This is a genomic window from Variovorax sp. P4_B11, assembly GCF_056402355.1.
In genome coordinates, this window is record NZ_JBFUHO010000004.1 from 40,288 (window position 1) to 61,748 (window position 21,461).

The following is a 21,461-nucleotide window of genomic DNA, read 5'->3' on the forward strand; positions in this document are numbered from 1 at the left end:
GTGCTAAGGTCGCCACTCAGGGTTAACCCTCAACTCACCGCGACCCCCCTCCCCGTGCCTCTTCCCAATGCTCCCATCCATGGCGGGCAGTCGGCCCCGGCCGTGCCCGCCGCGGCCGCCGGCCTGCCCCCCGCGCTCACGCTGCTGTTCGCGGTGGCCTGCGGCTTGTGCGTCGCCAACATCTACTTCGCCCAGCCGCTGATCGGCCCGATCGCGGCCTCGCTGCAGATGCATGCCGGCCTGGCCGGACTGATCATGGCGCTGACCCAACTCGGCTATGGCGCCGGGCTGCTGTTCCTGGTGCCGCTGGCCGACGTGGTGGAGAACCGGCGGCTGATCCTGGCGGCCATGGCCGGGGCCGTGCTGGGCCTGGTCGGCATCGCGCTGTCGAACTCGGCCCTCACCTTCCTGGCGGCGTCCTTCCTGGTCGGCAGCTGCGCCGTCGCGGCCCAGGTGCTGGTGCCGCTGGCCTCCCACCTGGTGGCCGATGCGACCCGCGGCAAGGTGGTCGGCAACATCATGGCCGGGCTGCTGGCCGGGATCATGCTGGCGCGGCCTTTTTCCAGCCTTGTGGCCTCGGCCTTCAACTGGCGCGCGGTGTTCGCGATCTCGGCCCTGCTGATGACGCTGCTGGCGCTGGTGCTGTGGCGCGCCCTGCCCCGGCGCCACCCACATGGCTCGATCGGCTACGCACGCACCCTGGCCTCGCTGCCGGGCATGGTCCGGCGCATCCCCCTGCTGCGCCGCCGAGCGGTCTACCAAGGAATGCTCTTCGCGGCCTTCCAGGCCTTCTGGACCGCAGTGCCACTGGCGCTCGTCCATGAATTCGGCCTCGTCCAGGGCGGCATCGCGCTGTTTGCCCTGGCCGGTGCCGCCGGCGCCCTGGCCGCCCCATGGGCCGGCCGCCTGGCCGACCAGGGACGTACCCAGCCGGCCACCGGCGCCGCGATCGGCGTCGCGCTGCTCTCGTTCGGGATCGCGGCGCTCGGGTTCCGGACCCATTCGCTGATGGCGCTGGTCGCCGCCGCGGTGCTGCTCGACGGCGCGGTGCAGCTGTGCAACGTGCTGAGCCTGCGCAGCCTCTACATGCTGGCGCCGGAACTGCGCGGTCGGCTCAACGGGCTGTTCCTGACCTCGATCTTCCTCTGCGCCGCCGTCGCCTCGGCGCTGGCGGCAGCGCTCTATGCCTTTCATGGATGGGGCGCGCTGTGCGTCCTCGGCGCGGCCTTCGGAGGCGTCGCCCTGTTGTTCTACGGCACCGAATTCAGACGAAATCCCCTGGCGCGCCCCGCCATGGCTGCGCTCCAGGACAACCCCCGATGACAGCGCCGACCGCCTCTGCGTCCAGCACTTCGCCGCGCATGCCCGCCGCCCTGCTCGCCCTGGCCGCCGCGGCCTTCGCCATCGGCACCAGCGAATTCGTCGTCATGGGACTGCTGCCCGACATGGCGCTCGATCTCGGCGTCACGCTGTCGCAGGCAGGCTTGCTGGTCACCGGCTATGCGATGGGCGTGGTGGTCGGCGCGCCGGTGTTCGCGGTCGCGACCGCGCGGCTGCCGCGCAAGGCGACGCTGGTTGCACTGGCCTCCTTGTTCGTCCTCGGCAACCTGCTGTGCGCGCTGGCGCCGGACTACGGCCTGCTGATGGCGGCCCGCGTGATCACCGCGCTCGCCCATGGCACCTTCTTCGGCATCGGCTCGGTGGTGGCCGCAGGCCTGGTGCCGGCGAACCGGCGCTCGCAGGCGATCGCGCTGATGTTCACCGGCCTCACGTTGGCCAACGTGCTCGGCGTGCCGATGGGCCGGATCATCGGCGAGCATTTCGGCTGGCGCATGACCTTCGCCGCGATCGTCTTGATCGCGCTGGCTGCGGTGGCGGCCCTGGTGGCCCTGCTTCCGAGGCAGGTCGAGATGCAGGAGGGCAACATCCTGCGCGAGTTCACGGTATTGGCCGACCGCCGCGTGCTGCTGGCGCTGGCCACCAGCGCGCTGGCCTCGGCCAGCCTGTTCTGCGTCTTCACTTTCATCGCGCCTTTGCTGACCCAGGTCAGCGGCTTCTCGAACGCGGCCGTGGCACCGATCCTGCTGCTGCTGGGCGTCGGCCTGACGATCGGCAGCACGGTCGGCGGGCGCCTCGGCGACCAGCGGCTGGTGCCGTCGATGCTGGTGGTGCTGGGGCTCAACGCGATGGTGCTGGCGCTGCTGTATTTCGCGCTGCCTCTGAAGGCGCCCACGGTGCTGCTGATGCTGCTCTGGACCACGCTCCAGTTCGCGCTGGTGCCGCTGCTRCAAACACTGATCGTGCAGCATGCCGGCGCCGCGCCGAACCTCGCATCGACCCTGAACCAGGGGGCCTTCAACCTCGGCAACGCCGCCGGCGCGTGGATCGGCAGCGGCATGCTGGCCGCGGGCGTTCCGCTGGCCGGGCTGCCCTGGGCCAGCGCCGCCATCACGCTCGGCGCCCTGGCCCTGGCGGCCTGGAGCAGCCGGCTCGGCGGCCGCGCACCCATCCTGCAGACCGCCTGAGCCGAGCGCTCAACAGCGGACCGATGTCCAGTTCCGGGGAAGGCCTTCGACGGCGCCTGAACCCCCGTCACAGTGCGCGCAAATGCACTCTCAATTGCCAAAACTAGGGATGACACCGAGCATTCAATGCATCGAAGTATCGTTGCGAGCATAGGAAGTACCAAAACGGGAAATTGATGTCTCCACAATCGGTGCACGGCGACCCCTCGTCGATCACAAGGAGACATCCATGAAGCGTTTTCTCAAGGCGGGCCTGGCGCTCGCAATGGCCGGTGCAGGCTGGGCCCATGCCGCGACCGAACTGGTGATCGCGACCGTGAACAACGGCCACATGATCGAGATGCAGAAGCTGACGCCCTTCTTCGAGAAGGCCAACCCCGACATCAAGCTCAAATGGGTCACGCTGGAAGAGGGCACGCTGCGCCAGCGCGTGACCACCGACATCGCCACCAAGGGCGGCCAGTTCGACGTCATGACGATCGGCATGTACGAGACGCCGATCTGGGCCAAGAAGGGCTGGCTGCTGCCGATCGCCACCGACGCTGCCTACGACGTCGACGACCTGCTGCCGGCGATGCGCAACGGCCTGTCGGCCGACGGCAAGCTCTACGCCTCGCCCTTCTACGGCGAGAGCTCGATGCTGATGTACCGAAAGGACCTGGCCGACAAGGTGGGCTTCAAGATGCCCGACCAGCCGACCTGGGCCCAGGTGAAGGAGCTCGCGGGCAAGATCCACGACCCGAAGGCAGGCGTCTACGGCATGTGCCTGCGCGGCAAGCCGGGCTGGGGCGACAACATGGCGCTGCTGACGACCATGGTCAATACCAACGGCGGCCAGTGGTTCGACATGGCCTGGAAGCCGCAGATCGACAGCAAGCCCTGGCATGACGCGATCGGCTTCTACGTCGACCTCATGAAGGCCTACGGCCCGCCCGGCGCCTCGGCCAACAGCTTCAACGAGAACCTGGCGCTGTTCAACGAAGGCAAGTGCGGCATGTGGGTCGACGCCACCATCGCGGCCTCCTTCGTGAGCGATCCGAAGCAGTCCAAGGTGGCCGACAAGGTGGCCTTCGCGCAGGCACCGGTGGCGGTCACGCCCAAGGGCGCGAACTGGCTGTGGGCCTGGGCGCTGGCGATCCCGGCCGGCTCGCAGAAGGTCGACGCGGCGCAGACCTTCGTCAAGTGGGCCACCTCCAAGGACTACATCAACCTGGTGGCCAAGGAAGAAGGCTGGGGCGCGGTGCCGACCGGCACCCGCAAGTCGACCTACGCTTCGCCCGAGTTCATGAAGGCGGCGCGCTTCGCCGAAGCCGAAAAGAAGGCCATCGACAGCGCCAATGCCAGCGACAGCACGCTGCCCAAGTCGCCTTACGTCGGCGTGCAGTATGCGGCGATCCCCGAGTTCCAGGCCATCGGCGTGGCGGTCGGCCAGCAGATGAGCGCGGCACTGTCGGGCAAGGTCACGGTCGACCAGGCGCTGAAGACCTCGCAGACGGCGGCTGAGCGCGAGATGAAGAAGGCGGGCTACTACAAGTAGCCGCACGGCACCGAGAAGAACAACGACCGGACCGCGCCATGAATCGACTCCTGCCCCGCGCGCTGATGGCGCCGGCCGTGGTCACGCTCGTCCTCTGGATGCTCGTGCCCCTGTTGATGACGATCTACTTCTCGCTCGTCAACTACAACCTGATGCAGCCGGGCGAGCGCACCTTCAACGGACTGGACAACTTCCACTACTTCGTCACCGACCCGGACTTCTGGCCGGCGGTGTGGAACACGCTGGTGCTGATCGGCAGCGTGATCGTCATCACGGTGGTGCTGGGCGTGGGGCTGGCGCTGCTGGTCAACGAGCCCTTCCCCGGCCGCGGCATCGTGCGCGTACTTCTGATCTCGCCCTTCTTCGTCATGCCGACGGTGAACGCGCTGCTCTGGAAGCACATGATGATGAACCCGATCTACGGCGTGCTGGCCGACCTCTGGCGCGCCTTCGGGGCCGAGCCGGTCGACTGGCTGACCGACCTGCCGCTGTTCTCGGTCATCATCATGGTGGCCTGGCAGTGGCTGCCCTTCGCCTGCCTGATCTTCATCACCTCGCTGCAGTCGCTGGACCGCGAGCAGATGGAGGCCGCACGCATGGACGGCGCCAGCGCGGTGCAGCGCTTCGGCTACCTGACGCTGCCGCACCTGGGCCGACCGATGGCGGTGGTGATCATGATCGAGATGATTTTCCTGCTGTCGATCTTCGCCGAGATCGCCGTCACCACCAACGGCGGTCCGGGCAACGCGAGCACCAACCTCACCTACCTGATCTTCAAGCAGTCGCTGATGAACTTCGACGTCGGCGTGGCGTCGGCGGGTGCGCTGTTCGCGGTGGTGCTGGCCAACATCGTGGCCGCCTTCCTGATCCGGATCATCGGCAAGAACCTCGACTGAGGAGCGACGCATGCAATCCGAAAACTTCCTCTTCCTGACGCTGCGCGCGGTCGGGGCCTGGGCCGCCACCTTGCTGCTGTTCTTCCCGCTCGGCTGGCTGGTGCTGACCTCGTTCAAGACCGAGCTGCAGGCGATCCATGTGCCGCCGCTGTTCGTCTTCGAGCCGACGCTGGAGAACTTCACCGAGGTGCAGCGGCGCAGCGACTACCTGCTGTTCGCGCGCAACTCGCTGATCACCAGCGTGGGCTCGACGGTCATCGGCCTCTTGATCGCCGCGCCGGCGGCGTACTCGATGGCCTTCTTCCGCACCCGGCGCACGCGCGACATCCTGATGTGGATGCTGTCGACCAAGATGATGCCGGCAGTCGGCGCGCTGGTGCCGATCTACGTGCTGGCGCAGACCGCCGGCCTGCTCGACACGCGCACCGCGCTGACGGTGGTGTTCACGCTGTCGAACCTGCCGATCATGGTCTGGATGCTCTATTCGGCCTACAAGGACATCCCGAACGAGATCCTCGAGGCCGCGCGCATGGACGGCGCCAACCTGTGGACCGAATTCCGCCACGTGGTGCTGCCGCTGTCGGTCGGCGGTCTCGCATCGACCGGCCTGCTGTGCCTGGTGCTGAGCTGGAACGAGGCCTTCTGGGCGCTCAACCTGAGCTCGGCCAAGGCCGGCACGCTGGCCACGCTGATGGCTTCCTACTCGAGCCCCGAGGGCCTGTTCTGGGCCAAGCTGTCCGCGGCCTCGCTGATGGCCATCGCGCCGATCGTGGTCTTCGGCTGGTTCAGCCAGAAGCAACTGGTCCAGGGCCTGACCTTCGGCGCCGTGAAATGAGCTCGCCCCCAGGTTGGCTCACTTCGTGTAGCCGCCCACCCCCTACCGGCGCCGCCGCCAGCGGCCCGGCAAAGCCGGTTCCGCGGCAGCCCATGAAAAGGCATCGCGTCTCAGGCACCGCGCCAACATCGCTGCAGGGCCTCTCGATCAATCTTCAAGGAGTCATTTGATGGCCTACCTCCAGCTCGACAACATCAAGAAGAGTTTCGGCGACGCGCACATCATCAAGGGCGTCAACCTCGAGATCGACAAGGGCGAGTTCATCGTCTTCGTCGGCCCCTCGGGCTGCGGCAAGTCGACCCTGCTGCGGCTGATCGCGGGGCTCGAGCCGATCACCAGCGGCCGCCTCTCGCTCGACGGCAAGGACATCACGAACACGCCGTCCGGCAAGCGCGACCTGGCGATGGTGTTCCAGAGCTATGCGCTCTATCCGCACATGAGCGTGTACGACAACATGTCCTTCGCGCTCAAGCTCGCGAAGGTGTCGAAGGACGTGATCAGGACCAAGGTCGAGTACGCGGCCAGGACGCTGAACCTCACCGACTACCTGGGCCGCACGCCGAAGGAACTGTCGGGCGGCCAGCGGCAGCGGGTGGCGATCGGCCGCGCGATCGTGCGGGCGCCCAAGGTGTTCCTGTTCGACGAGCCGCTGTCCAATCTCGACGCGGCGCTGCGCGGCAACACCCGGGTCGAGATCCACAAGCTGCACCGCGCGCTCGGCGCCACCAGCATCTACGTCACGCACGACCAGGTCGAGGCGATGACGCTGGCCGACCGCGTCGTGGTGCTGCGCGACGGCCTGATCGAGCAGGTCGGCACGCCGATGGACCTCTACGACCGCCCGGCCAACCAGTTCGTCGCCCAGTTCATCGGCATGCCATCGATGAACATGGTCGAGGCCAAGGCGATTCCGAGCTTCTCGGCGCTGACCGGCGGCCGGCTGCCGGCCGATGGCTTCCTCGGCGTCCGGCCCGAAGCCCTGCGCGTGCATCCGGGCCAGGGCACCGGTGCCCCGGCCCGCGTCGAGCTGATCGAGGCGCTCGGCGCGGACACGCTGATCCACATCGACGTCGGCGGCGTGCCGCTGGTGGCGCGGCAGAACGACCGCACCGCGCTGCAGGCCGGCGACGCAGTGAGCGTCGAACTCGATCCTTCGGTGCTGCATTTCTTCAACCGCGAAGGCCGGACGGTCAGCGCCTGACAGGGACCAGCGCCATGACTTCCCCCACCTCTTCCGGCCTGGTGGTGCTGCACCTCGGGCTCGGCTCCTTCCATCGCGCGCACCAGGCCGCCTACCTGCAGCAGCTGATCGACACCGGCGACACGCGCTGGTCGATCACCGGCGCCAACCTGCGGCCCGACATGGCCGAGATCGAAGCCGCCTTGCGCGCGCAAGGCGGCCGCTACACGCTGGAGACGGTATCCCCGGCCGGTGACTGCCGCTACCAGCGCATCGAGGCGATCCGCGAGGTCCTGGCCTACGACCCGAGCCTGGCCGCGGTGATCGCGCGCGGCGCCGAAGCGCGCACCCGGATCGTCTCGTTCACGGTGACCGAGGCCGGCTACTACCTCGACCCGCACGATCGGCTCGACCTCGGCGCCAGCGATCTTGCCGCCGACCTCGAGCGCGCACGCCGGGGCCTGGCGGGCTCGACCATCTACGGCGCGGTCAGCGCGATCCTGCGCGCCAGGCGCCTCGCCGGCGCAGGGCCGGTGACCCTGCTCAACTGCGACAACCTGCGCCACAACGGCGAGCGCTTTCGCAAGGGCCTGCTCGAGTTCATCGAGCGCGCCGGCGACCGCGACCTGCTGGACTGGGTGCGCAGCAGCACCCGCAGCCCGAACGCGATGGTCGACCGCATCACGCCCCGGCCGCCGCCCGAGCTGCGCCAGCGGGTGCGCGACGCCACCGGCTGGGACGACGCCGCCCCGGTGACCGGCGAGAGCTTCATCCAGTGGGTGATCGAGGACGACTTCGCGAACGGCCGACCCGCGTGGGAGAAAGTCGGCGTGCAGCTGGTCGATTCGGTCGCGCCCTACGAGGAAGCGAAGATCCGGATCCTCAACGCCAGCCACAGCTGCATCGCCTGGGCCGGCACGCTGGCCGGGCTGCAGTACATCCATGAAGGCACCCAGCGCACGGCGATCCGGCGCATGGCCTTCGACTACGTCACGGACGACGTCATCCCTTGCCTGGACCGCCCGGGCCAGCCGAGCCCGGTCGACCTGCCCGCCTACCGCGACGTGGTGCTCGAGCGCTTCGGCAATCCGGCGATCCGCGACACCAACCAGCGCGTGGCGATGGATGGCTTCTCGAAGATCCCGGGCTTCATCGCCCCGACCGTGCGCGAACGTCTGGCCCGCGGCGAAAGCATCGCCAGCGTCGCGCTGCTGCCGGCCCTGTTCCTGGCCTTCCTGCAGCGCTGGCACCAGGGCACGCTGCCCTACGCCTACCAGGACCAGGGCATGGACGAGGCGGCGGCGCATGCCATCTGCGCCGCCGCCGACCCGGTGGCGGCGCTGGGGGCCGACCGCGGCTTGTGGGGCGACGCCGCCGGGGATCCGCGGCTGGTCGACGCGCTGCGCGGCGCCAGCGTGCGGGTCCGGCAGTTCAATGTCGACGGTGGTAACGTCACGAGCTGAAAGAGGTTCAGGGGAAAGGACCGCCGCATGACATCGCTGCGCCAACGCCATCTGCCCCGCGATCGAAAGCCCGAGCTCGAGCGCGAGATCGCGCGCTCGCCCTCGCTGGGCTATGAAGCGCCCGAGGACACCGGCCTGGTGCGCTGCCTGGCGCACGGCTTCCCGAGTCCGCTGGTGCGCTGGCATTTCCACGAGGAATACGAACTCCACCTGATCACCGAGACCTCGGGCCGGGCCTTCGTCGGCGACTGGATCGGGCCCTTCCATCCCGGCCACCTGGTGCTGTGCGGGCCTCGCCTGCCGCACAACTGGATCTCGCTCGACGTCCCCGAAGGCGGCGCCACCGGGCGCGACCGCGTGATCCAGTTCCGCCACGATCCGATCGAGCGCGCCGCGGCCGAGATCCCCGAGCTGCGCGAAGCGCTGCAGCTGCTCGGCCGGGCCCGCCACGGCATCGAGTTCTTCGGTTTCGAGGAGCGAGCGCTGGCGCACTGGGACGCGATCAAGGCCGCCCGCGGCCTGCAGCGCCTCGCGCTCTTCCTCGGATACCTGGCCGAGCTGGCGCGCTGCAGCGACTACCGCCTGCTGTCGAACGTGCAGATGCAGGGCGTCGAGGGCGATGCCGAGGTCGACCAGGTCAACGCCATCGTCAACCGCATCACCTCGAACCTCGCGGAGCCGGTGGCGATGGCCGACATCGCCAGCGAACTCGGCATGAGCGAGAGTCGCTTCAGCCGCTTCTTCAAGCGCTCGACCGGCAACAGCTTCACCGATTTCGTCAACCGCGTGCGCATCAACAGCGCCTGCCACCTGCTGATGCAGACCGACCACTACGTGACCGACATCTGCTACCAGGTCGGCTTCAACAACGTCGCCAACTTCAACCGCCGCTTCCTCGAGATCAAGGGCATGACGCCGACCGAGTTCCGCCGGCAAAGCGACAGCCGCTTCGGCAGCCTGGTGCCATGAGCCCCCACGCTCCGTCACTTCGTGTACTCGCTGCCCCCCGAGGGGGCCGCAGGCCGCCTTGGGGGCGGCCCGGCGCCGGCCTGAGCCCCCACGCTCCGTCACTTCGTGTACTCGCTGCCCCCCGAGGGGGCCGCAGGCCGCCTTGGGGCGGCCCGGCGCCGGCCTGATCATTCGCCATGTACCTCGGACTGGATCTCGGAACCTCGGAGCTCAAGGCGCTGCTGCTCGACCGCGAGCACCGCATCATCGCCCTCGCGCGCGCGCCGCTGATGGTCAGCCGGCCGGCGCCGCTGTGGTCCGAGCAGGCGCCAGCGCAGTGGTGGATGGCGCTCGAGTCGGTGATGGCGACGCTGCGGGAGGGTCATGCCGAATCGCTGGGCGCGGTGCGCGCGATCGGCTTGTCCGGCCAGATGCACGGTGCGGTCGCGATCGATGCGGCCGGCGAGGTGCTGCGTCCGGCGATCCTCTGGAACGACGGCCGCAGCGCCGCCCAGTGCGAAGAACTGGCGGCGCGGGTGCCACGACTCGCGGCCATCGCCGGCAACCTCGCGATGCCCGGCTTCACCGCGCCCAAGCTGCTCTGGATGCGCACCCACGAGCCGGCCCTGTTCGCACGCACGGCCTGCGTGCTGCTGCCCAAGGACTGGCTGCGCTTCATGCTGAGCGGCACGCTCGCCAGCGACATGTCGGACGCCTCGGGCACGCTGTGGCTGGACGTTGCGGCGCGCGACTGGTCCGATGAATTGCTGGCCGCCTGCGGGCTCGCCCGCGGGCAGATGCCCGGGCTGGTCGAAGGCAGCGCCGTGGCGGGTCGGCTCAAGCCCGAGCTGGCCGCCCGATGGGGCCTGCCGGCCGGCATTCCGATCGCCGGCGGCGCGGGCGACAACGCAGCCAGCGCGGTGGGCATGGGCCTCGTCGGCGCCGGCCAGGGCTTCGTGTCGATCGGCACCTCGGGCGTCATCTTCATCGGCGGCGAACGCTTCGAGCCCAAGCCCGCGGCGGCCGTGCATGCCTTCTGCCACGCCCTGCCCGGGCGCTGGCACCAGATGTCGGTGATGCTCTCGGCCTCGAGCGCGGTGGACTGGGCGGCGCGCTGCTTCGGGCTCGGCGACGCGCCGGCGCTGCTCGCCGCGGCGGCCAGCCTCGATGCCGATGGTCGCCGGCGGGCGCCCCTGTTCCTGCCCTACCTGTCGGGTGAACGGTCGCCGCACAACGACCCACGGGCGCAGGGCGTGCTGTTCGGCCTGACCCAGGCGCATGGCCCGGCCGATATCGCCTACGCAGTGGTCGAAGGCATCAGCTTCGGATTGCGCGACGGCCTGGACACGCTCGCGCGGCCGGCGGGCGACCTCGTGCTGGTCGGCGGCGGCGCGCGCAGCGCCTTCTGGGCGCAGTTGCTGGCCGACGTACTCGACGTTCCACTGGCAATCTGCGAAGGCAGCGAGGCCGGGGGCGCGGTGGGGGCGGCCCGGCTGGCCTGGCTGGCGGACGGAGGAACGGAAGCCGAAGTCTGCCGCCGGCCGCGGACGCGCGAGCGCTTCGAGCCCGGGCGCGCGCACCGGAATGCGCTGGCCGCGCGCCATGGGCGTTTCCGGGCGCTCTATGCAGCGCTGGGCCCGTCGTTTCTCGCCAGCGGCGCGTAGCCGTCCGGCCCGGCGCGGCCGGACGCTGTCAGAATCGACCGCAGGGTCCCGCATGAACACACGATTTGTCGAAGCCTTCCTTTGGGCCGCGCGGCTGGGCAGCTTCCGTGCGGCGGGCGACCGCCTGCACATCACGCAGGCGGCGGTGTCCAATCGCGTGGCCTCGCTCGAGGAAGACATCGGCGCCCGCCTGTTCGAGCGCGACCCGCGCGAACTGCGGCTGACGCCCGTCGGCGTGCGCCTGCTCGACTACGGCGAGCGCTTGCTCGAACTTCGCCGCGAGATCGTCTCGCTCGGCCGGCCGCGCGAAGCCCTGCTCGGGCTGGTGCGCATCGGCGCCATCGAGACCGTGGTCCATACGTGGCTGCTGGGCTTTCTCACCAACCTGCGCTCGACCTATCCCGGCATCGAGGTGCAACTGACCTCCGAAACCACCCGCGCGCTGCATCGCGGCCTGCGCGAAGGCGCGCTCGACATCGCCCTGCAGACCGACCACATCGGCGGCGCCGGCATCGTGAGCACACCCTGCCTGCCGATGCCCATGGGCTGGGTCGGCCCGCCGACCGCCGAGCCGGCGCAGCCGGTGGAACAGCTCCTGCGCCAGCCCGTGCTCACGATGAGCCCGGGATCGCAGCCGCACGAAGCGCTCAAGAATCTCTATCGGGCCGCCGGCATTCCGCTCGGCAAGGTCCATTGCGTGAGTTCGATCTCGGCGCTGGCCCGGCTGGTCAAGGCCGGCTTCGGCAATGCGCTGGTGCCCTTGCCGCCGATCTACGAGTACGTTGCCAGCGGCGACCTGCGGATCATCGAATGCGATGCGCTGATCTCGCCGCAGCGGCTCGTCGTGAGCCATCTGGAGGCCGCCGATTCCGACGCGATCCGCCTCGTCGCAGAGTTGGCCTGCCGGGCGTCGGACCAGTTCACCTCGTCGGTCACAGCACCAAGCTGGAACCCTTCAACAGGGGATTAACCCTCAGTTGGAGGCGTGGGCGCCCCAAAACGGGGCCATTAATTCTTGTGCCTGTCGCCCACAAAAATCCGTTTGTGACAGCGCGCCCTCGCGGCCGAAGATTGCGCCTTCCTTTCTCGAAGGCCCGCCCTCTTTCACCGCATGAACTCCCCCGAATCCCTTCGCCCCCACACGCCGGCAGCCGCTCCGGGCCTGCTGTTCGTCGCTTGCGACATCGAGGCCGCTGACGAGGCCGATTTCAACCGCTGGTACGACCAGGAGCATGTGGAAGAGCGCGTGCGCATTCCCGGCTTCCTGTCGGGCGCGCGCTACGTCTCGCTGGCAGGCGGGCGCAAGTACCTGGGCCTGTACCGTACCCGTTCGCTCGACGTGTTCGGCTCCGCCGGCTACCGCGCGGCCTTCGAGCGGCAGACGCCGTGGTCGGTGGCCCAGCTCGATCGCATGCGCCAGCCGATCCGCCGCGTCTGCGCGGTGCGTGCGGTGACCGGCTTCGGCAGCGGCAGCCATCTCGCGGTCCTGCCGCTCGCCCCGAACCCGGCCACCGATGCGCTGGCGGCGCGCGCCGCCGAGACCGGCCGCAGGCTGGCGGCCCAGCCGGGCTTCGTGCAGTCCTACCTGCTGGTGCCCGATCCCGCTCTCAGCACGCCCTTGCCGCGCGAGTCGACCGACCACCGCGTGCTGCAGCCGATGCTGGTCATCGAAACCAGCGGCGCCGAGGCGGCGCGTACCGCAGGCGGCACGGCCGCCGACGCACTGGATGCCGATCCGGCCGGCACCTGGCTGCTGGCGCTGGGCTGGAAGCTGGGCGCCGACGAACTGGCCCCGAACTGATCCGAATTCACCCCCCTACCGAACTCCGAGAGCTTCCCCATGACCGAATACACACTCCACCCGCCGGCTTCGGCCGCGGCCTCGCCGCTGGCCCCGGCGGCCACCCGAAAGTCGCCCCGGATGGGCCGCCTGGCGATGGCCAGCGCCGTCGGCACCACACTCGAGTGGTACGACTTCACCGTCTACAACATCATGGCCGCGCTGGTCTTCAACGCGATCTTCTTCCCGTCCTTCGATCCGCTGACCGGTACCATCCTGGCCTTCTCGACCTACGCGGTGGGCTACATCTCGCGCCCGCTGGGCGGCGTGGTGTTCGGGCACCTCGGCGACCGGCTGGGCCGGCGCTTCGTGCTGGTGGCCACGCTGGTCATCATGGGCATCTCCACCGGCTTGATGGGCCTGCTGCCGACCTACGCCAGCTGGGGCATCTGGGCACCGGTGGCGCTGGTCGCGCTGCGCTTCGTGCAGGGCGTTGCGCTCGGCGGCGAATGGGCCGGCGCGGTGTTGCTGTCGATGGAGCACGGCAAGCCCGACGAGCGCGGCCGCAACGCGTCGTTCACGCAGGTCGGCCCCTCGTGCGGAACCCTGATCGGCACCGGCTTCATCGCCCTGGTGTCGGCCTGGCTGAGCCCCGAGGAATTCCAGGCCTGGGGCTGGCGCGTTCCGCTGATCTCCAGCGTGGCGCTGGTGCTGTTCGGCCTCTGGCTGCGCCGCGGGGTGGACGAGACACCGGTCTTCCTCGAGATGGAGCAGAAGAAGGCCACCGCCAAGACGCCCATCAAGGAAGTGCTGAGCCAGCACTGGCGCCGGCTGCTGGTGGCAGGCGGCTCGCGCATCGGCTCCGACGTGCTCTATGCGCTGGTGGTGGTGTTCACGCTGACCTACGTGACGACGGTGCTGCACCTGTCGCGTCCCATGGCACTCACCGCCACGATGATCGGCGCGGCCTGCAACGCGCTTGCCGTGCCCTTCTTCGGCAGCTTGTCGGACCGCATCGGGCGGCGCCCGGTGTACATCGCAGGCGCCCTGCTCGGCATGGTCTGGGCCTTCGTGTTCTTCGTCCTCATGGACCAGGCCCGGCCGCTGGCCATCTGCGCCGCCGTGGTGGTCGGACTGCTGATCCACGCGATGATGTACGGCCCGCAGGCCGCCTTCGTGACCGAGCAGTTCCCGAGCCGCGTGCGCTATGCGGGCTCTTCGCTGGCCTACACGCTGGCCGGCATCGTGGGCGGCGGCTTTGCACCCCTGATCATCGCCAGCCTGTTCAAGTCCTCGGGCTCGACGACCGCCGTGTCGCTCTATGTCGCCGCCGCCCTGTGCCTGACCTTGATCGCCCTCGTGGCGGCACGCGAAACCGCGGGCAAGCCGCTGGAGGACTGAGAATGAGCCCGCAGTTGAACTTCGCCTGCGAGGCCATCGCCGAGGACGGCACCCGCTCCATCGACCTGCACCGGATCGCGCCGAGCGCGCTGGTGGTCGCCGGCTGGACCGGCCGCGACCTCATGGCCATCGAGCACCATATCGAGGAGCTCGCCGCCCTCGGGGTGCCACGCCCTTCCAGCGTGCCGCTGTACTACCGCGTGGCGGCCCAGTTGCTGACCCAGTCGCCGACGATCGAGGCGCTGGGCGGCCAGAGCTCCGGCGAGGCCGAGCCGGTGCTCTTCTTCTCGAAGGGCGAATGGTGGTTGAGCGTCGGCTCGGACCACACCGACCGCCAGGTGGAAAGCTACTCGGTCGCCGTCTCCAAGCAGATGTGCGCCAAGCCGCTGGCCGAGGTGGCGTGGCGCTGGCGCGACGTCCAGGCGCACCAGGACACGCTGGCGCTGCGTTCGCGCATCCACGAGGACGGCCGCTGGATCGACTACCAGCGAGGCACGCTGGCCTCGATCCGGCCGCTGGCCGCGCTGCGCGACGGCATGGCGCGCAGCGCCCCGCCCGCCGAAGGCCTCTTCATGACCTGCGGCACGCTCGGCGCACTGCCCAACGGGCGCGGCGAAGGCATCCGGCCGGCCGCGCGGATGGAAATCGAACTGCACGACCCGCGGCTGCAGCGGCGCATCGTGCATCGCTATGCGGTGCAGCCGCTTCCGGTGGTGGCCTGATGGCCAGGCCCGCCCCCTCTTCCCCGATCGCGGCGCTGCGCGAACGCATCGCCCGCGGCGAGACGACGCACGAGGCCCTGGTCGACGAAGCGCTGGCCGGCGCGGCCCTTCCGGCCGCCCGGCACGTGTTCACCCGCCTGTATGCCGATGCCGCGCGCGCCGCCGCCCGCCACGCGGACGCCGCACGCAAGGCCGGGATCGAGTCCGGCCCGCTCGCCGGCCTGCCGGTGTCGGTCAAGGACCTGTACGACATCGGCGGCGAGACCACCATGGCCGGCTCCGTCGCCTGCGAAGGCGAGCCGCCCGCGGCGCACGACGCCGTCGCCGTGGCACGGCTGCGGGCGCACGGGGCCGCCATCATCGGCAAGACCAACATGAGCGAGTTCGCGTTCTCGGGCGTGGGCATCAACCCGCACCTGGGCACGCCGTGCAATCCCGCCGACCCGGTGACCGCGCGCATTCCGGGCGGTTCGTCCTCGGGCGCGGCGGTGTCGGTGGCACTCGGCCTCGCGGTCGCGGCACTGGGTTCCGACACCGGCGGCTCGATCCGCATTCCGGCGGCGCTCTGCGGACTGGTGGGATTCAAGAGCACGCAGTCGCGGGTGCCGCGCACGGGCGCCTTCGAACTCGCGCGCTCCCTCGACACCGTGTGCGCCATGGCGCGCAGCGTGGCGGATTGCCTGATCGCGGATTCGGCGATCGCCGACACCCGGCTGAAAGTGCACAGGCGACCGCTGGAAGGCATGCGCCTCGCGGTGCCGAGGACGCTGATGTTCGACGGCATCCAAGCCGCCGTCGGACGGGCCTTCGACCGCGCCGTGCAGGTCCTTTCGGCAGCGGGTGCGAAGGTGGTCGACATCCCGCTGGCCGAACTGGCGGAGATCGCGACCGTCAACGCACCGGGTGGCTTCTCGCCGGTCGAAGCCGCCGCGGTGCACCGCGAGCGCTTCGCAAACCGGCGTGCAAGCTTCGACCCTCGCGTGGCGGCCCGTATCGCACTGGGCACCGAGGTGCGCGCGGCCGACTACATCGGCATGCAGGACCGGCGGCAGGACTGGATCGCGCGCGTCGAGCATGCGCTCGACGGCTTCGATGCGCTGTTGTGCCCCACGGTGCCGATCGTCGCGCCGGCCATCGAGGCGCTGGCCCGGGACGACGCCTTCTTCCAGGCCAACGGGCTCCTGCTGCGCAACACCTTCGCCATCAATCTGCTCGATGGCTGTGCCTTCAGCCTGCCGTGCCACGCTGCCGGCGAGCTGCCTGCGGGGCTGATGCTCGCCTCCGTGCGCGGCGACGATGCGCGGCTGGCAGGCGTGGCGCTCGCAGCGGAGGCTGCGCTGGCCGTCGCCTGATCGCGGCAGGCGAGTCCGGGCGCGGCCGGCCCGCGCCCGTCAGGGCCCGCCCAGCTGGCCGAAGGAAGTCCGCAGGCCCGCATAGTCCGTCGGACCGCTGCTTTCCGGCGGATTCCCGGTTGCCGACAGCCAGGCCGCGATGCTCGGCAGCCGGCGGTCGAAATACAGCTGCAGCGACGCCCAGTTGCCGCTGTCGCTGTGGGCCTCGGTGATCTCGAGCGCCTCGACCGCGATGGTCCGCAGGCTGGTCACCATGGCCAGCGAGCGGCCGTCCAGCAATTGCAGCGTCACCTCGCGACCCTGGGCCAGGATCTCCCCGAGGACCCGCCGGTGCACCGCGTAGTCGGCCCAGCTGCGCTTCACGCAGGCATCGTTCAGTTCGCGGAAGACCCAGTGCATGTTGTTGGCGAACATCGCCGCCACCTGCCCCGCCTGGCGCAGGCTTTGCCGCGACGCGGCCAATTGCAGCCGCGCCGCCCAGGCGATCGCCAGCAGCACGCCCACGGTCTGCACCCATGCCGCCCATTCGGCGGAGGTCGAGGGACGGAAGAACCACCCCACGAGCCCCAACGCAATGCTGCCGGCGGCGATCGCCGCGCCAAGTTTTTGCATGGTCATTCCAGGATGCGGGGCCGCTTCGCTCAGTCGCGCGGCCCCACCTTGCCGAACATCTTCCGGATCGCCGCGATGCCGGCCACCAGGGCGTTGGCGTAGTTCGCTTGCGGTTCGACGGCCGCCTCGATGGGCAGATAAGGAAGCGCTTCTTCCATCGCGTAGTCGGTCGCCTCCAGCAAGACCCAATAGAACTCGCCCTCTTCGAGTTCTTGCACGGTCAGCGCGATATTCCGCAATTGCGACATGAAGTTAGGAGGTTTTTTGGATTGGACGTTTGAATCCTATTCAGCCCCTCCAACAACACCTAGTCACAATTTCACGAATCGTTGCAAATGTGACTACTCGTAAATAAAAACGCAAGAACCGCATGCGCCAAATGCGCATTTGTAGGCGGTTTGCAACTTCCGCCAAGTTTCACCTACGTGCAATTCTCCCGCAGCGGCCTAAGCTGAAGCATCCCATCCACGCGCGGAGGAGACATGAAGCATTTCAACCTGGACCCCCACATGACCGCTGCGGTCGGCGGCGCCTTCTATCCGACCGGCCACACCATCGTGATGTTTCCGGACGCGAAAGAAGCCAGCCGCGTGGGCCATCTGCTGCTGGAAGACGGCTTCAGCGGCGACGAGATCTACCTGATACCGCCCCACGTGGTCCTCGAACAGATCACGCCGACCGTGCGGGAGACCGACAGCACGCTGCCCTCTGCCGGCACCGATGCCGCCACGGTCCGCGCCTACACCAAGCTGGCGCGCGAAGGCCACACGGCGCTGCTGGTCAAGACCCGGGACGAAGCCGCCGCAAGCCGGCTGATGAGGCATGTGCGCACGGCGCCGTTCTCGATTGCGCAGCGCTACCGCCTGCTGGTGATCGAGGACCTCTGACAGTCGGCGCCGGATCAGGCGCCGGCGGCCCGCAGCACCGTACGGGCCATCGCCTGCGCCAGTTCCTGCTCGCCCAGGCAGACCGTGACCGCGCCCTGCTGCGTCAGCAGGCGCGCCTCGTCCTCGTTGTGGCTGCGGATCACGGTAGCCCACGAGCGCCGGCAGCCGCAACCGGGTCGCCAGGAAGCCCAGCACCAGCGCCAGGCCGAGGCCGGCCGCGACGGTGTTGATCAGTGAAACGCTGTGGGGCATCGCCTTGCATTCTGCAAGAACGACGCCCGCGACGGCCTCAGGTGGCCATCTTTCCGGTACGGGCGTTGACCAGTTCCTCGGGCTCCTGGGCCTCGATCCAGGTCTCGTTGTTGAGGCCCGCCTGCAGGCGTTCCGTGTCCAGCGCGTCGGTCCACTTGGCGACCACGATGGTGGCCACCCCATTGCCGATCAGGTTGGTCAGCGCCCGTGCTTCCGACATGAAGCGGTCGATGCCGAGGATCAGCGCCAGCCCCGCCACCGGGACGTGGCCGACCGCCGAGAGCGTGGCCGCCAGCACGATGAAGCCGCTGCCGGTGACGCCGGCGGCGCCCTTCGAGGTCAGCAGCAGCACGCCCAGCAGCGTGATCTCCTGCATCAGCGTCATCGGCGTGTTGGTGGCCTGGGCAATGAAAACTRCCGCCATCGTCAAATAGATCGAGGTGCCGTCGAGGTTGAAGGAATAGCCGGTCGGGATCACCAGGCCGACCGTCGTCTTGTTGGCGCCCAGGTTCTCCATCTTCTCCATCATGCGCGGCAGCACCGATTCGGAGGACGAGGTGCCCAGCACGATCAGCAGTTCTTCCTTGATGTACTTGATGAACTTCCAGATGCTGAAGCCATGGAAGCGCGCAATGAGACCGAGCACCACGAAGATGAACAGCAGGCAGGTCAGGTAGAAGGTGCCCATCAGCTTGCCGAGCGAGAACAGCGAGCCGATGCCGTACTTGCCGATGGTGAAGGCCATGGCGCCGAAGGCGCCGATCGGCGCCAGTTTCATGATGTAGTTGACGATCACGAAGAGCACGTGCGAGCCCTTCTCGATGAGGTCGAACACCAGCGTGCCGCGGCCGCCGAAGCGATGCAGCGCGAAGCCGAACAGCACCGCGATCAGCAGCACCTGCAGGATCTCGCCCCTGGCGAAGGCGTCGACCAGGGTGTTGGGAATGACGTGCAGCAGGAAGTCGACCGTGCCCTCCATCTTGCCCGGGCCGGTGTAGGCCGCCAGCGCCCGGGTGTCGAGCGAAGCCGGGTCGATGTTCATGCCGGCGCCCGGCTGGAACAGGTTGACCAGCACCAGCCCGACCACCAGCGCGATGCTGCTGACGATCTCGAAGTACAGCAGCGCCAGGCCGCCCGTCTTGCCGACCTTCTTCATGTCCTCCATGCCCGCGATGCCGACCACCACGGTGCAGAAGATGATCGGCGCGATCATCATCTTGATCAGCTTGATGAAGCCGTCGCCGAGCGGCTTCATGGTTTCGCCGACCGAGGGATAGAAATGCCCGAGCAGCACGCCGATGATCACGGCGGTGATGACCTGGAAGTAGAGCGAGCGGTAGAGCGGGAGTTTCTTTGCCGGCACGGCCGGCGTCGGTGAGGGAGTCATGCGAGGATCTCCTGGTTGTGATGTGTTGGATTGGGAGACAGAGGCCGGCGAAGGCTTCGCGCAAATGAAAAAACCCGCCGTAGCGGGTTTCCTCGTGGTCTTGTGCGGAGCGCTCCTCAGTGCATGTGAAGCCCGCCGTTGACCGAGAAATCGGCCCCGGTGGAATAGCCACCTTCGTCCGTCGCCAGCCAGGCGATGATAGAGGCGATCTCGCTCGGCTCGCCCAGTCGCTTGACCGGGATGGTGCCGATGATCTTGTCGAGCACTTCCTGGCGGATCGCCTTCACCATGTCGGTGCCGATGTAGCCCGGGCTGACCGTGTTGACGGTCACGCCCTTCGCGGCCAGCTCCTGCGCCAGGGCCATCGTGAAGCCGTGCATGCCGGCCTTGGCGGCCGAATAGTTGGTCTGGCCGGCCTGGCCCTTGGCGCCGTTGACCGAACTGATGTTGATGATCCGGCCCCAGCCCTTCTCGACCATGTCGCCGACCACCTGCTTGGTGACGTTGAACATGCTGTTGAGGTTGGTCTCGATCACCGAACTCCAGTCCTCAGGGGTCATCTTGAGGAACATCCGGTCGCGCGTGATGCCCGCGTTGTTGACCAGCACATCGATGTTGCCGTGCTCGGCCTTGGCCTTGGTGAAGGCCTCGACGGTGGACTGCCAGTCCCCGACGTTTCCGACCGAGGCATGGAACTCGTAGCCCTCGGCCTTCTGCTCCGCCAGCCATTTGGCGTGATCGCGGGTGGGGCCGCAGCCGGCGATGACGGTGAACCCGTCCTTGGCCAGGCGCTGGCAAATGGCCGTTCCGATGCCCCCCATGCCCCCGGTGACGTATGCGACTTTTTTGCTCATGAAGATTCCTTGGTGTTTGCGAGCCTGAACAGGCGCTGATCACTTTAGCGAAGTTTTTGCAGCCCGCCCGATGAGGAAAACACTGACCCCTCAATGCAACCGGGTGTCACAAGCGGTCCATATACTGATTCGATGTCCTCCATCGAGCTGATCGACATCGCCAAGTCATGGGGCGACGCCACCGCGCTGCAGGCGGTCAACCTCCGCATCGAGCCCGGCTCCTTCTGCGTCCTGCTCGGCCCTTCCGGCTGCGGCAAGTCGACCACCCTGCGGATCCTGGCCGGGCTGGAAACCGCCAGCGCGGGCCGGGTGCTGATCGACGGCCGCGACGTCACCCGGCTGCCGCCCGCCCAACGCGGGATCGCCATGGTGTTCCAGAACTACGCCCTGTTCCCCCACCTGAGCGTGGCCGAGAACATCGGCTTCGGATTGTCGGTGCGCAAGACGCCCGCGGCCGAAAGCGCGCGCCGGCTGCGCGAGGCCGCGGCCCTGCTGGGCCTCGACACGCTGCTGGATCGCAAGCCGGGCCAGCTCTCGGGCGGCCAGCAGCAGCGCGTGGCCCTGGGCCGGGCGCTGGTGGCCCAGGCCAAGGTCTGCCTGATGGACGAGCCGCTGTCGAACCTCGACGCCCAGTTGCGGCAGGACATGCGCCGCGAGCTGCGCGACCTGCAGCGCCAGCTGGGCCTCACGGTGGTCTACGTCACGCACGACCAGACCGAGGCCATGAGCATGGCCGACCAGGTGGTGCTGCTGAACCGCGGCCGGGTCGAGCAGGCCGGCAAGCCGCGCGCGCTCTACGCCCGCCCCGCCACGACCTTCGCCGCCCGCTTCATCGGCACGCCGGCGATGAACCTGGTGGCGCTCGAAGGCGGCCGGATCGCCGGCAGCGACGTCGCCGCCGGCCTCGCGGCCGCGACCCTCGGCGTGCGGCCCGAAGCGATCACCCTGGACGCCGCGGGCATTCCCGCGACGGTGCAGAGCCTGGAATACCTGGGTGCCGACCTGGTGCTGCGCTGCGCGGTCGGAAGCCAGGTCCTGCTGGTGCGCACCGACGGCCGGCGACAGGCCGAGCCGGGCGAGCGGGTCGGCCTGCGCTGGGCCGCCGAGGACGGCCATGGCTTCGATGCCGCCGGCCGCCGCACACATTGATTCACTCCCGAGGAAAA

At 68.8% G+C, this 21,461-nt stretch carries 21 protein-coding genes; 16 read left to right on the forward strand and 5 right to left on the reverse strand.

From position 1 onward, the window contains the following. The first annotated feature begins 54 nt into the window (after nt 1-54). From AC1DYD_RS05720 to AC1DYD_RS05785, 14 genes are all read left to right on the forward strand, one after another. Nucleotides 55-1,323, forward strand: a complete 1,269-nt coding sequence (locus AC1DYD_RS05720) for an MFS transporter (RefSeq protein ID WP_478171783.1) — start codon at nt 55-57, stop codon at nt 1,321-1,323. A gap of 38 nt (nt 1,324-1,361) precedes the next feature. Then, on the forward strand, nt 1,362-2,525 hold the full coding sequence (locus tag AC1DYD_RS05725) for an MFS transporter (RefSeq protein ID WP_478172017.1): 1,164 nt from the start codon (nt 1,362-1,364) through the stop codon (nt 2,523-2,525). A 229-nt stretch (nt 2,526-2,754) separates the two neighbouring features. After that, a complete protein-coding gene (locus AC1DYD_RS05730) occupies nt 2,755-4,062 on the forward strand; it encodes an ABC transporter substrate-binding protein (RefSeq protein ID WP_478171784.1) in 1,308 nt (435 codons plus the stop codon). Between the two features lie 38 nt (nt 4,063-4,100). Then, nucleotides 4,101-4,958 carry a carbohydrate ABC transporter permease gene (locus AC1DYD_RS05735; protein ID WP_478171785.1) on the forward strand — a complete coding sequence of 286 codons (858 nt, stop codon included), beginning with the start codon at nt 4,101-4,103 and terminating at the stop codon, nt 4,956-4,958. Nucleotides 4,959-4,968: 10 nt separating this feature from the next. Next, nucleotides 4,969-5,793: a carbohydrate ABC transporter permease gene (locus AC1DYD_RS05740; protein WP_478171786.1), complete on the forward strand. Its 825-nt coding sequence runs from the start codon at nt 4,969-4,971 to the stop codon at nt 5,791-5,793. Nucleotides 5,794-5,962: 169 nt separating this feature from the next. After that, nucleotides 5,963-6,994 (forward strand): ABC transporter ATP-binding protein, encoded by a 1,032-nt coding sequence (locus AC1DYD_RS05745; protein WP_478171787.1) that lies wholly within the window; start codon nt 5,963-5,965, stop codon nt 6,992-6,994. Nucleotides 6,995-7,008: 14 nt separating this feature from the next. After that, complete coding sequence (gene dalD / locus AC1DYD_RS05750; protein WP_478171788.1) at nt 7,009-8,436, forward strand: D-arabinitol 4-dehydrogenase; 1,428 nt, start codon at nt 7,009-7,011, stop codon at nt 8,434-8,436. 27 nt (nt 8,437-8,463) lie between these two features. After that, nucleotides 8,464-9,405 (forward strand): AraC family transcriptional regulator, encoded by a 942-nt coding sequence (locus AC1DYD_RS05755; RefSeq protein WP_478171789.1) that lies wholly within the window; start codon nt 8,464-8,466, stop codon nt 9,403-9,405. 176 nt (nt 9,406-9,581) lie between these two features. Beyond that, entirely contained in the window at nt 9,582-11,048 is a 1,467-nt protein-coding gene (gene xylB, locus AC1DYD_RS05760; protein ID WP_478171790.1) for a xylulokinase, read from the forward strand. A 52-nt stretch (nt 11,049-11,100) separates the two neighbouring features. After that, entirely contained in the window at nt 11,101-12,018 is a 918-nt protein-coding gene (locus AC1DYD_RS05765; protein ID WP_478171791.1) for a LysR family transcriptional regulator, read from the forward strand. A gap of 141 nt (nt 12,019-12,159) precedes the next feature. Next, nucleotides 12,160-12,849 carry a hypothetical protein gene (locus AC1DYD_RS05770; RefSeq protein ID WP_478171792.1) on the forward strand — a complete coding sequence of 230 codons (690 nt, stop codon included), beginning with the start codon at nt 12,160-12,162 and terminating at the stop codon, nt 12,847-12,849. 39 nt (nt 12,850-12,888) lie between these two features. Continuing rightward, nucleotides 12,889-14,229 carry an MFS transporter gene (locus AC1DYD_RS05775; RefSeq protein WP_478171793.1) on the forward strand — a complete coding sequence of 447 codons (1,341 nt, stop codon included), beginning with the start codon at nt 12,889-12,891 and terminating at the stop codon, nt 14,227-14,229. A 2-nt stretch (nt 14,230-14,231) separates the two neighbouring features. Further along, a complete protein-coding gene (locus tag AC1DYD_RS05780) occupies nt 14,232-14,951 on the forward strand; it encodes a DUF2848 domain-containing protein (protein WP_478171794.1) in 720 nt (239 codons plus the stop codon). Next, nucleotides 14,951-16,303, forward strand: coding sequence for an amidase (locus AC1DYD_RS05785; protein ID WP_478171795.1), 1,353 nt, complete (start codon nt 14,951-14,953; stop codon nt 16,301-16,303). The genes AC1DYD_RS05780 and AC1DYD_RS05785 overlap by 1 nt, the downstream gene beginning before the upstream one ends. A gap of 39 nt (nt 16,304-16,342) precedes the next feature. On the opposite strand, the gene AC1DYD_RS05790 is transcribed toward AC1DYD_RS05785, so the two are convergent. Beyond that, the gene (locus AC1DYD_RS05790) at nt 16,343-16,915 is read right to left on the reverse strand and encodes a hypothetical protein (protein WP_478171796.1); all 573 of its coding nucleotides are present in this window, start codon (nt 16,913-16,915) and stop codon (nt 16,343-16,345) included. 29 nt (nt 16,916-16,944) lie between these two features. Then, nucleotides 16,945-17,163, reverse strand: coding sequence for a hypothetical protein (locus tag AC1DYD_RS05795; protein ID WP_478171797.1), 219 nt, complete (start codon nt 17,161-17,163; stop codon nt 16,945-16,947). Nucleotides 17,164-17,397: 234 nt separating this feature from the next. Between AC1DYD_RS05795 and AC1DYD_RS05800 the strand changes: the two genes are divergently transcribed. Further along, complete coding sequence (locus AC1DYD_RS05800; RefSeq protein ID WP_478171798.1) at nt 17,398-17,802, forward strand: hypothetical protein; 405 nt, start codon at nt 17,398-17,400, stop codon at nt 17,800-17,802. A gap of 14 nt (nt 17,803-17,816) precedes the next feature. Here the strand turns inward: AC1DYD_RS05800 and AC1DYD_RS05805 are convergent, their stop codons facing one another. The 3 genes from AC1DYD_RS05805 to phbB all read right to left on the reverse strand — a co-directional run bounded on the left by AC1DYD_RS05805 (nt 17,817) and on the right by phbB (nt 20,295). After that, nucleotides 17,817-17,945, reverse strand: a complete 129-nt coding sequence (locus AC1DYD_RS05805; RefSeq protein WP_478171799.1) for a hypothetical protein — start codon at nt 17,943-17,945, stop codon at nt 17,817-17,819. A gap of 146 nt (nt 17,946-18,091) precedes the next feature. Next, nucleotides 18,092-19,441, reverse strand: coding sequence for a dicarboxylate/amino acid:cation symporter (locus AC1DYD_RS05810; RefSeq protein ID WP_478171800.1), 1,350 nt, complete (start codon nt 19,439-19,441; stop codon nt 18,092-18,094). Nucleotides 19,442-19,557: 116 nt separating this feature from the next. Then, a complete protein-coding gene (gene phbB, locus AC1DYD_RS05815; RefSeq protein WP_478171801.1) occupies nt 19,558-20,295 on the reverse strand; it encodes an acetoacetyl-CoA reductase in 738 nt (245 codons plus the stop codon). Between the two features lie 132 nt (nt 20,296-20,427). Between phbB and AC1DYD_RS05820 the strand changes: the two genes are divergently transcribed. Then, nucleotides 20,428-21,444 carry an ABC transporter ATP-binding protein gene (locus AC1DYD_RS05820; RefSeq protein WP_478171802.1) on the forward strand — a complete coding sequence of 339 codons (1,017 nt, stop codon included), beginning with the start codon at nt 20,428-20,430 and terminating at the stop codon, nt 21,442-21,444. Nucleotides 21,445-21,461 lie beyond the last annotated feature (17 nt).

What these genes read in the sequence shown, in the direction of transcription:
- AC1DYD_RS05730 (WP_478171784.1), top strand. Translation starts at nt 2,755, where the DNA reads ATGAAGCGTTTTCTCAAGGCGGGCCTGGCGCTCGCAATGGCCGGTGCA.
- AC1DYD_RS05735 (WP_478171785.1), top strand. Translation starts at nt 4,101, where the DNA reads ATGAATCGACTCCTGCCCCGCGCGCTGATGGCGCCGGCCGTGGTCACG.
- AC1DYD_RS05740 (WP_478171786.1), top strand. Translation starts at nt 4,969, where the DNA reads ATGCAATCCGAAAACTTCCTCTTCCTGACGCTGCGCGCGGTCGGGGCC.
- AC1DYD_RS05745 (WP_478171787.1), top strand. Translation starts at nt 5,963, where the DNA reads ATGGCCTACCTCCAGCTCGACAACATCAAGAAGAGTTTCGGCGACGCG.
- dalD (WP_478171788.1), top strand. Translation starts at nt 7,009, where the DNA reads ATGACTTCCCCCACCTCTTCCGGCCTGGTGGTGCTGCACCTCGGGCTC.
- AC1DYD_RS05755 (WP_478171789.1), top strand. Translation starts at nt 8,464, where the DNA reads ATGACATCGCTGCGCCAACGCCATCTGCCCCGCGATCGAAAGCCCGAG.
- xylB (WP_478171790.1), top strand. Translation starts at nt 9,582, where the DNA reads ATGTACCTCGGACTGGATCTCGGAACCTCGGAGCTCAAGGCGCTGCTG.
- AC1DYD_RS05765 (WP_478171791.1), top strand. Translation starts at nt 11,101, where the DNA reads ATGAACACACGATTTGTCGAAGCCTTCCTTTGGGCCGCGCGGCTGGGC.
- AC1DYD_RS05770 (WP_478171792.1), top strand. Translation starts at nt 12,160, where the DNA reads ATGAACTCCCCCGAATCCCTTCGCCCCCACACGCCGGCAGCCGCTCCG.
- AC1DYD_RS05775 (WP_478171793.1), top strand. Translation starts at nt 12,889, where the DNA reads ATGACCGAATACACACTCCACCCGCCGGCTTCGGCCGCGGCCTCGCCG.
- AC1DYD_RS05780 (WP_478171794.1), top strand. Translation starts at nt 14,232, where the DNA reads ATGAGCCCGCAGTTGAACTTCGCCTGCGAGGCCATCGCCGAGGACGGC.
- AC1DYD_RS05785 (WP_478171795.1), top strand. Translation starts at nt 14,951, where the DNA reads ATGGCCAGGCCCGCCCCCTCTTCCCCGATCGCGGCGCTGCGCGAACGC.
- AC1DYD_RS05790 (WP_478171796.1), bottom strand. Translation starts at nt 16,915, where the DNA reads ATGCAAAAACTTGGCGCGGCGATCGCCGCCGGCAGCATTGCGTTGGGG.
- AC1DYD_RS05795 (WP_478171797.1), bottom strand. Translation starts at nt 17,163, where the DNA reads ATGTCGCAATTGCGGAATATCGCGCTGACCGTGCAAGAACTCGAAGAG.
- AC1DYD_RS05800 (WP_478171798.1), top strand. Translation starts at nt 17,398, where the DNA reads ATGAAGCATTTCAACCTGGACCCCCACATGACCGCTGCGGTCGGCGGC.
- phbB (WP_478171801.1), bottom strand. Translation starts at nt 20,295, where the DNA reads ATGAGCAAAAAAGTCGCATACGTCACCGGGGGCATGGGGGGCATCGGA.
- AC1DYD_RS05820 (WP_478171802.1), top strand. Translation starts at nt 20,428, where the DNA reads ATGTCCTCCATCGAGCTGATCGACATCGCCAAGTCATGGGGCGACGCC.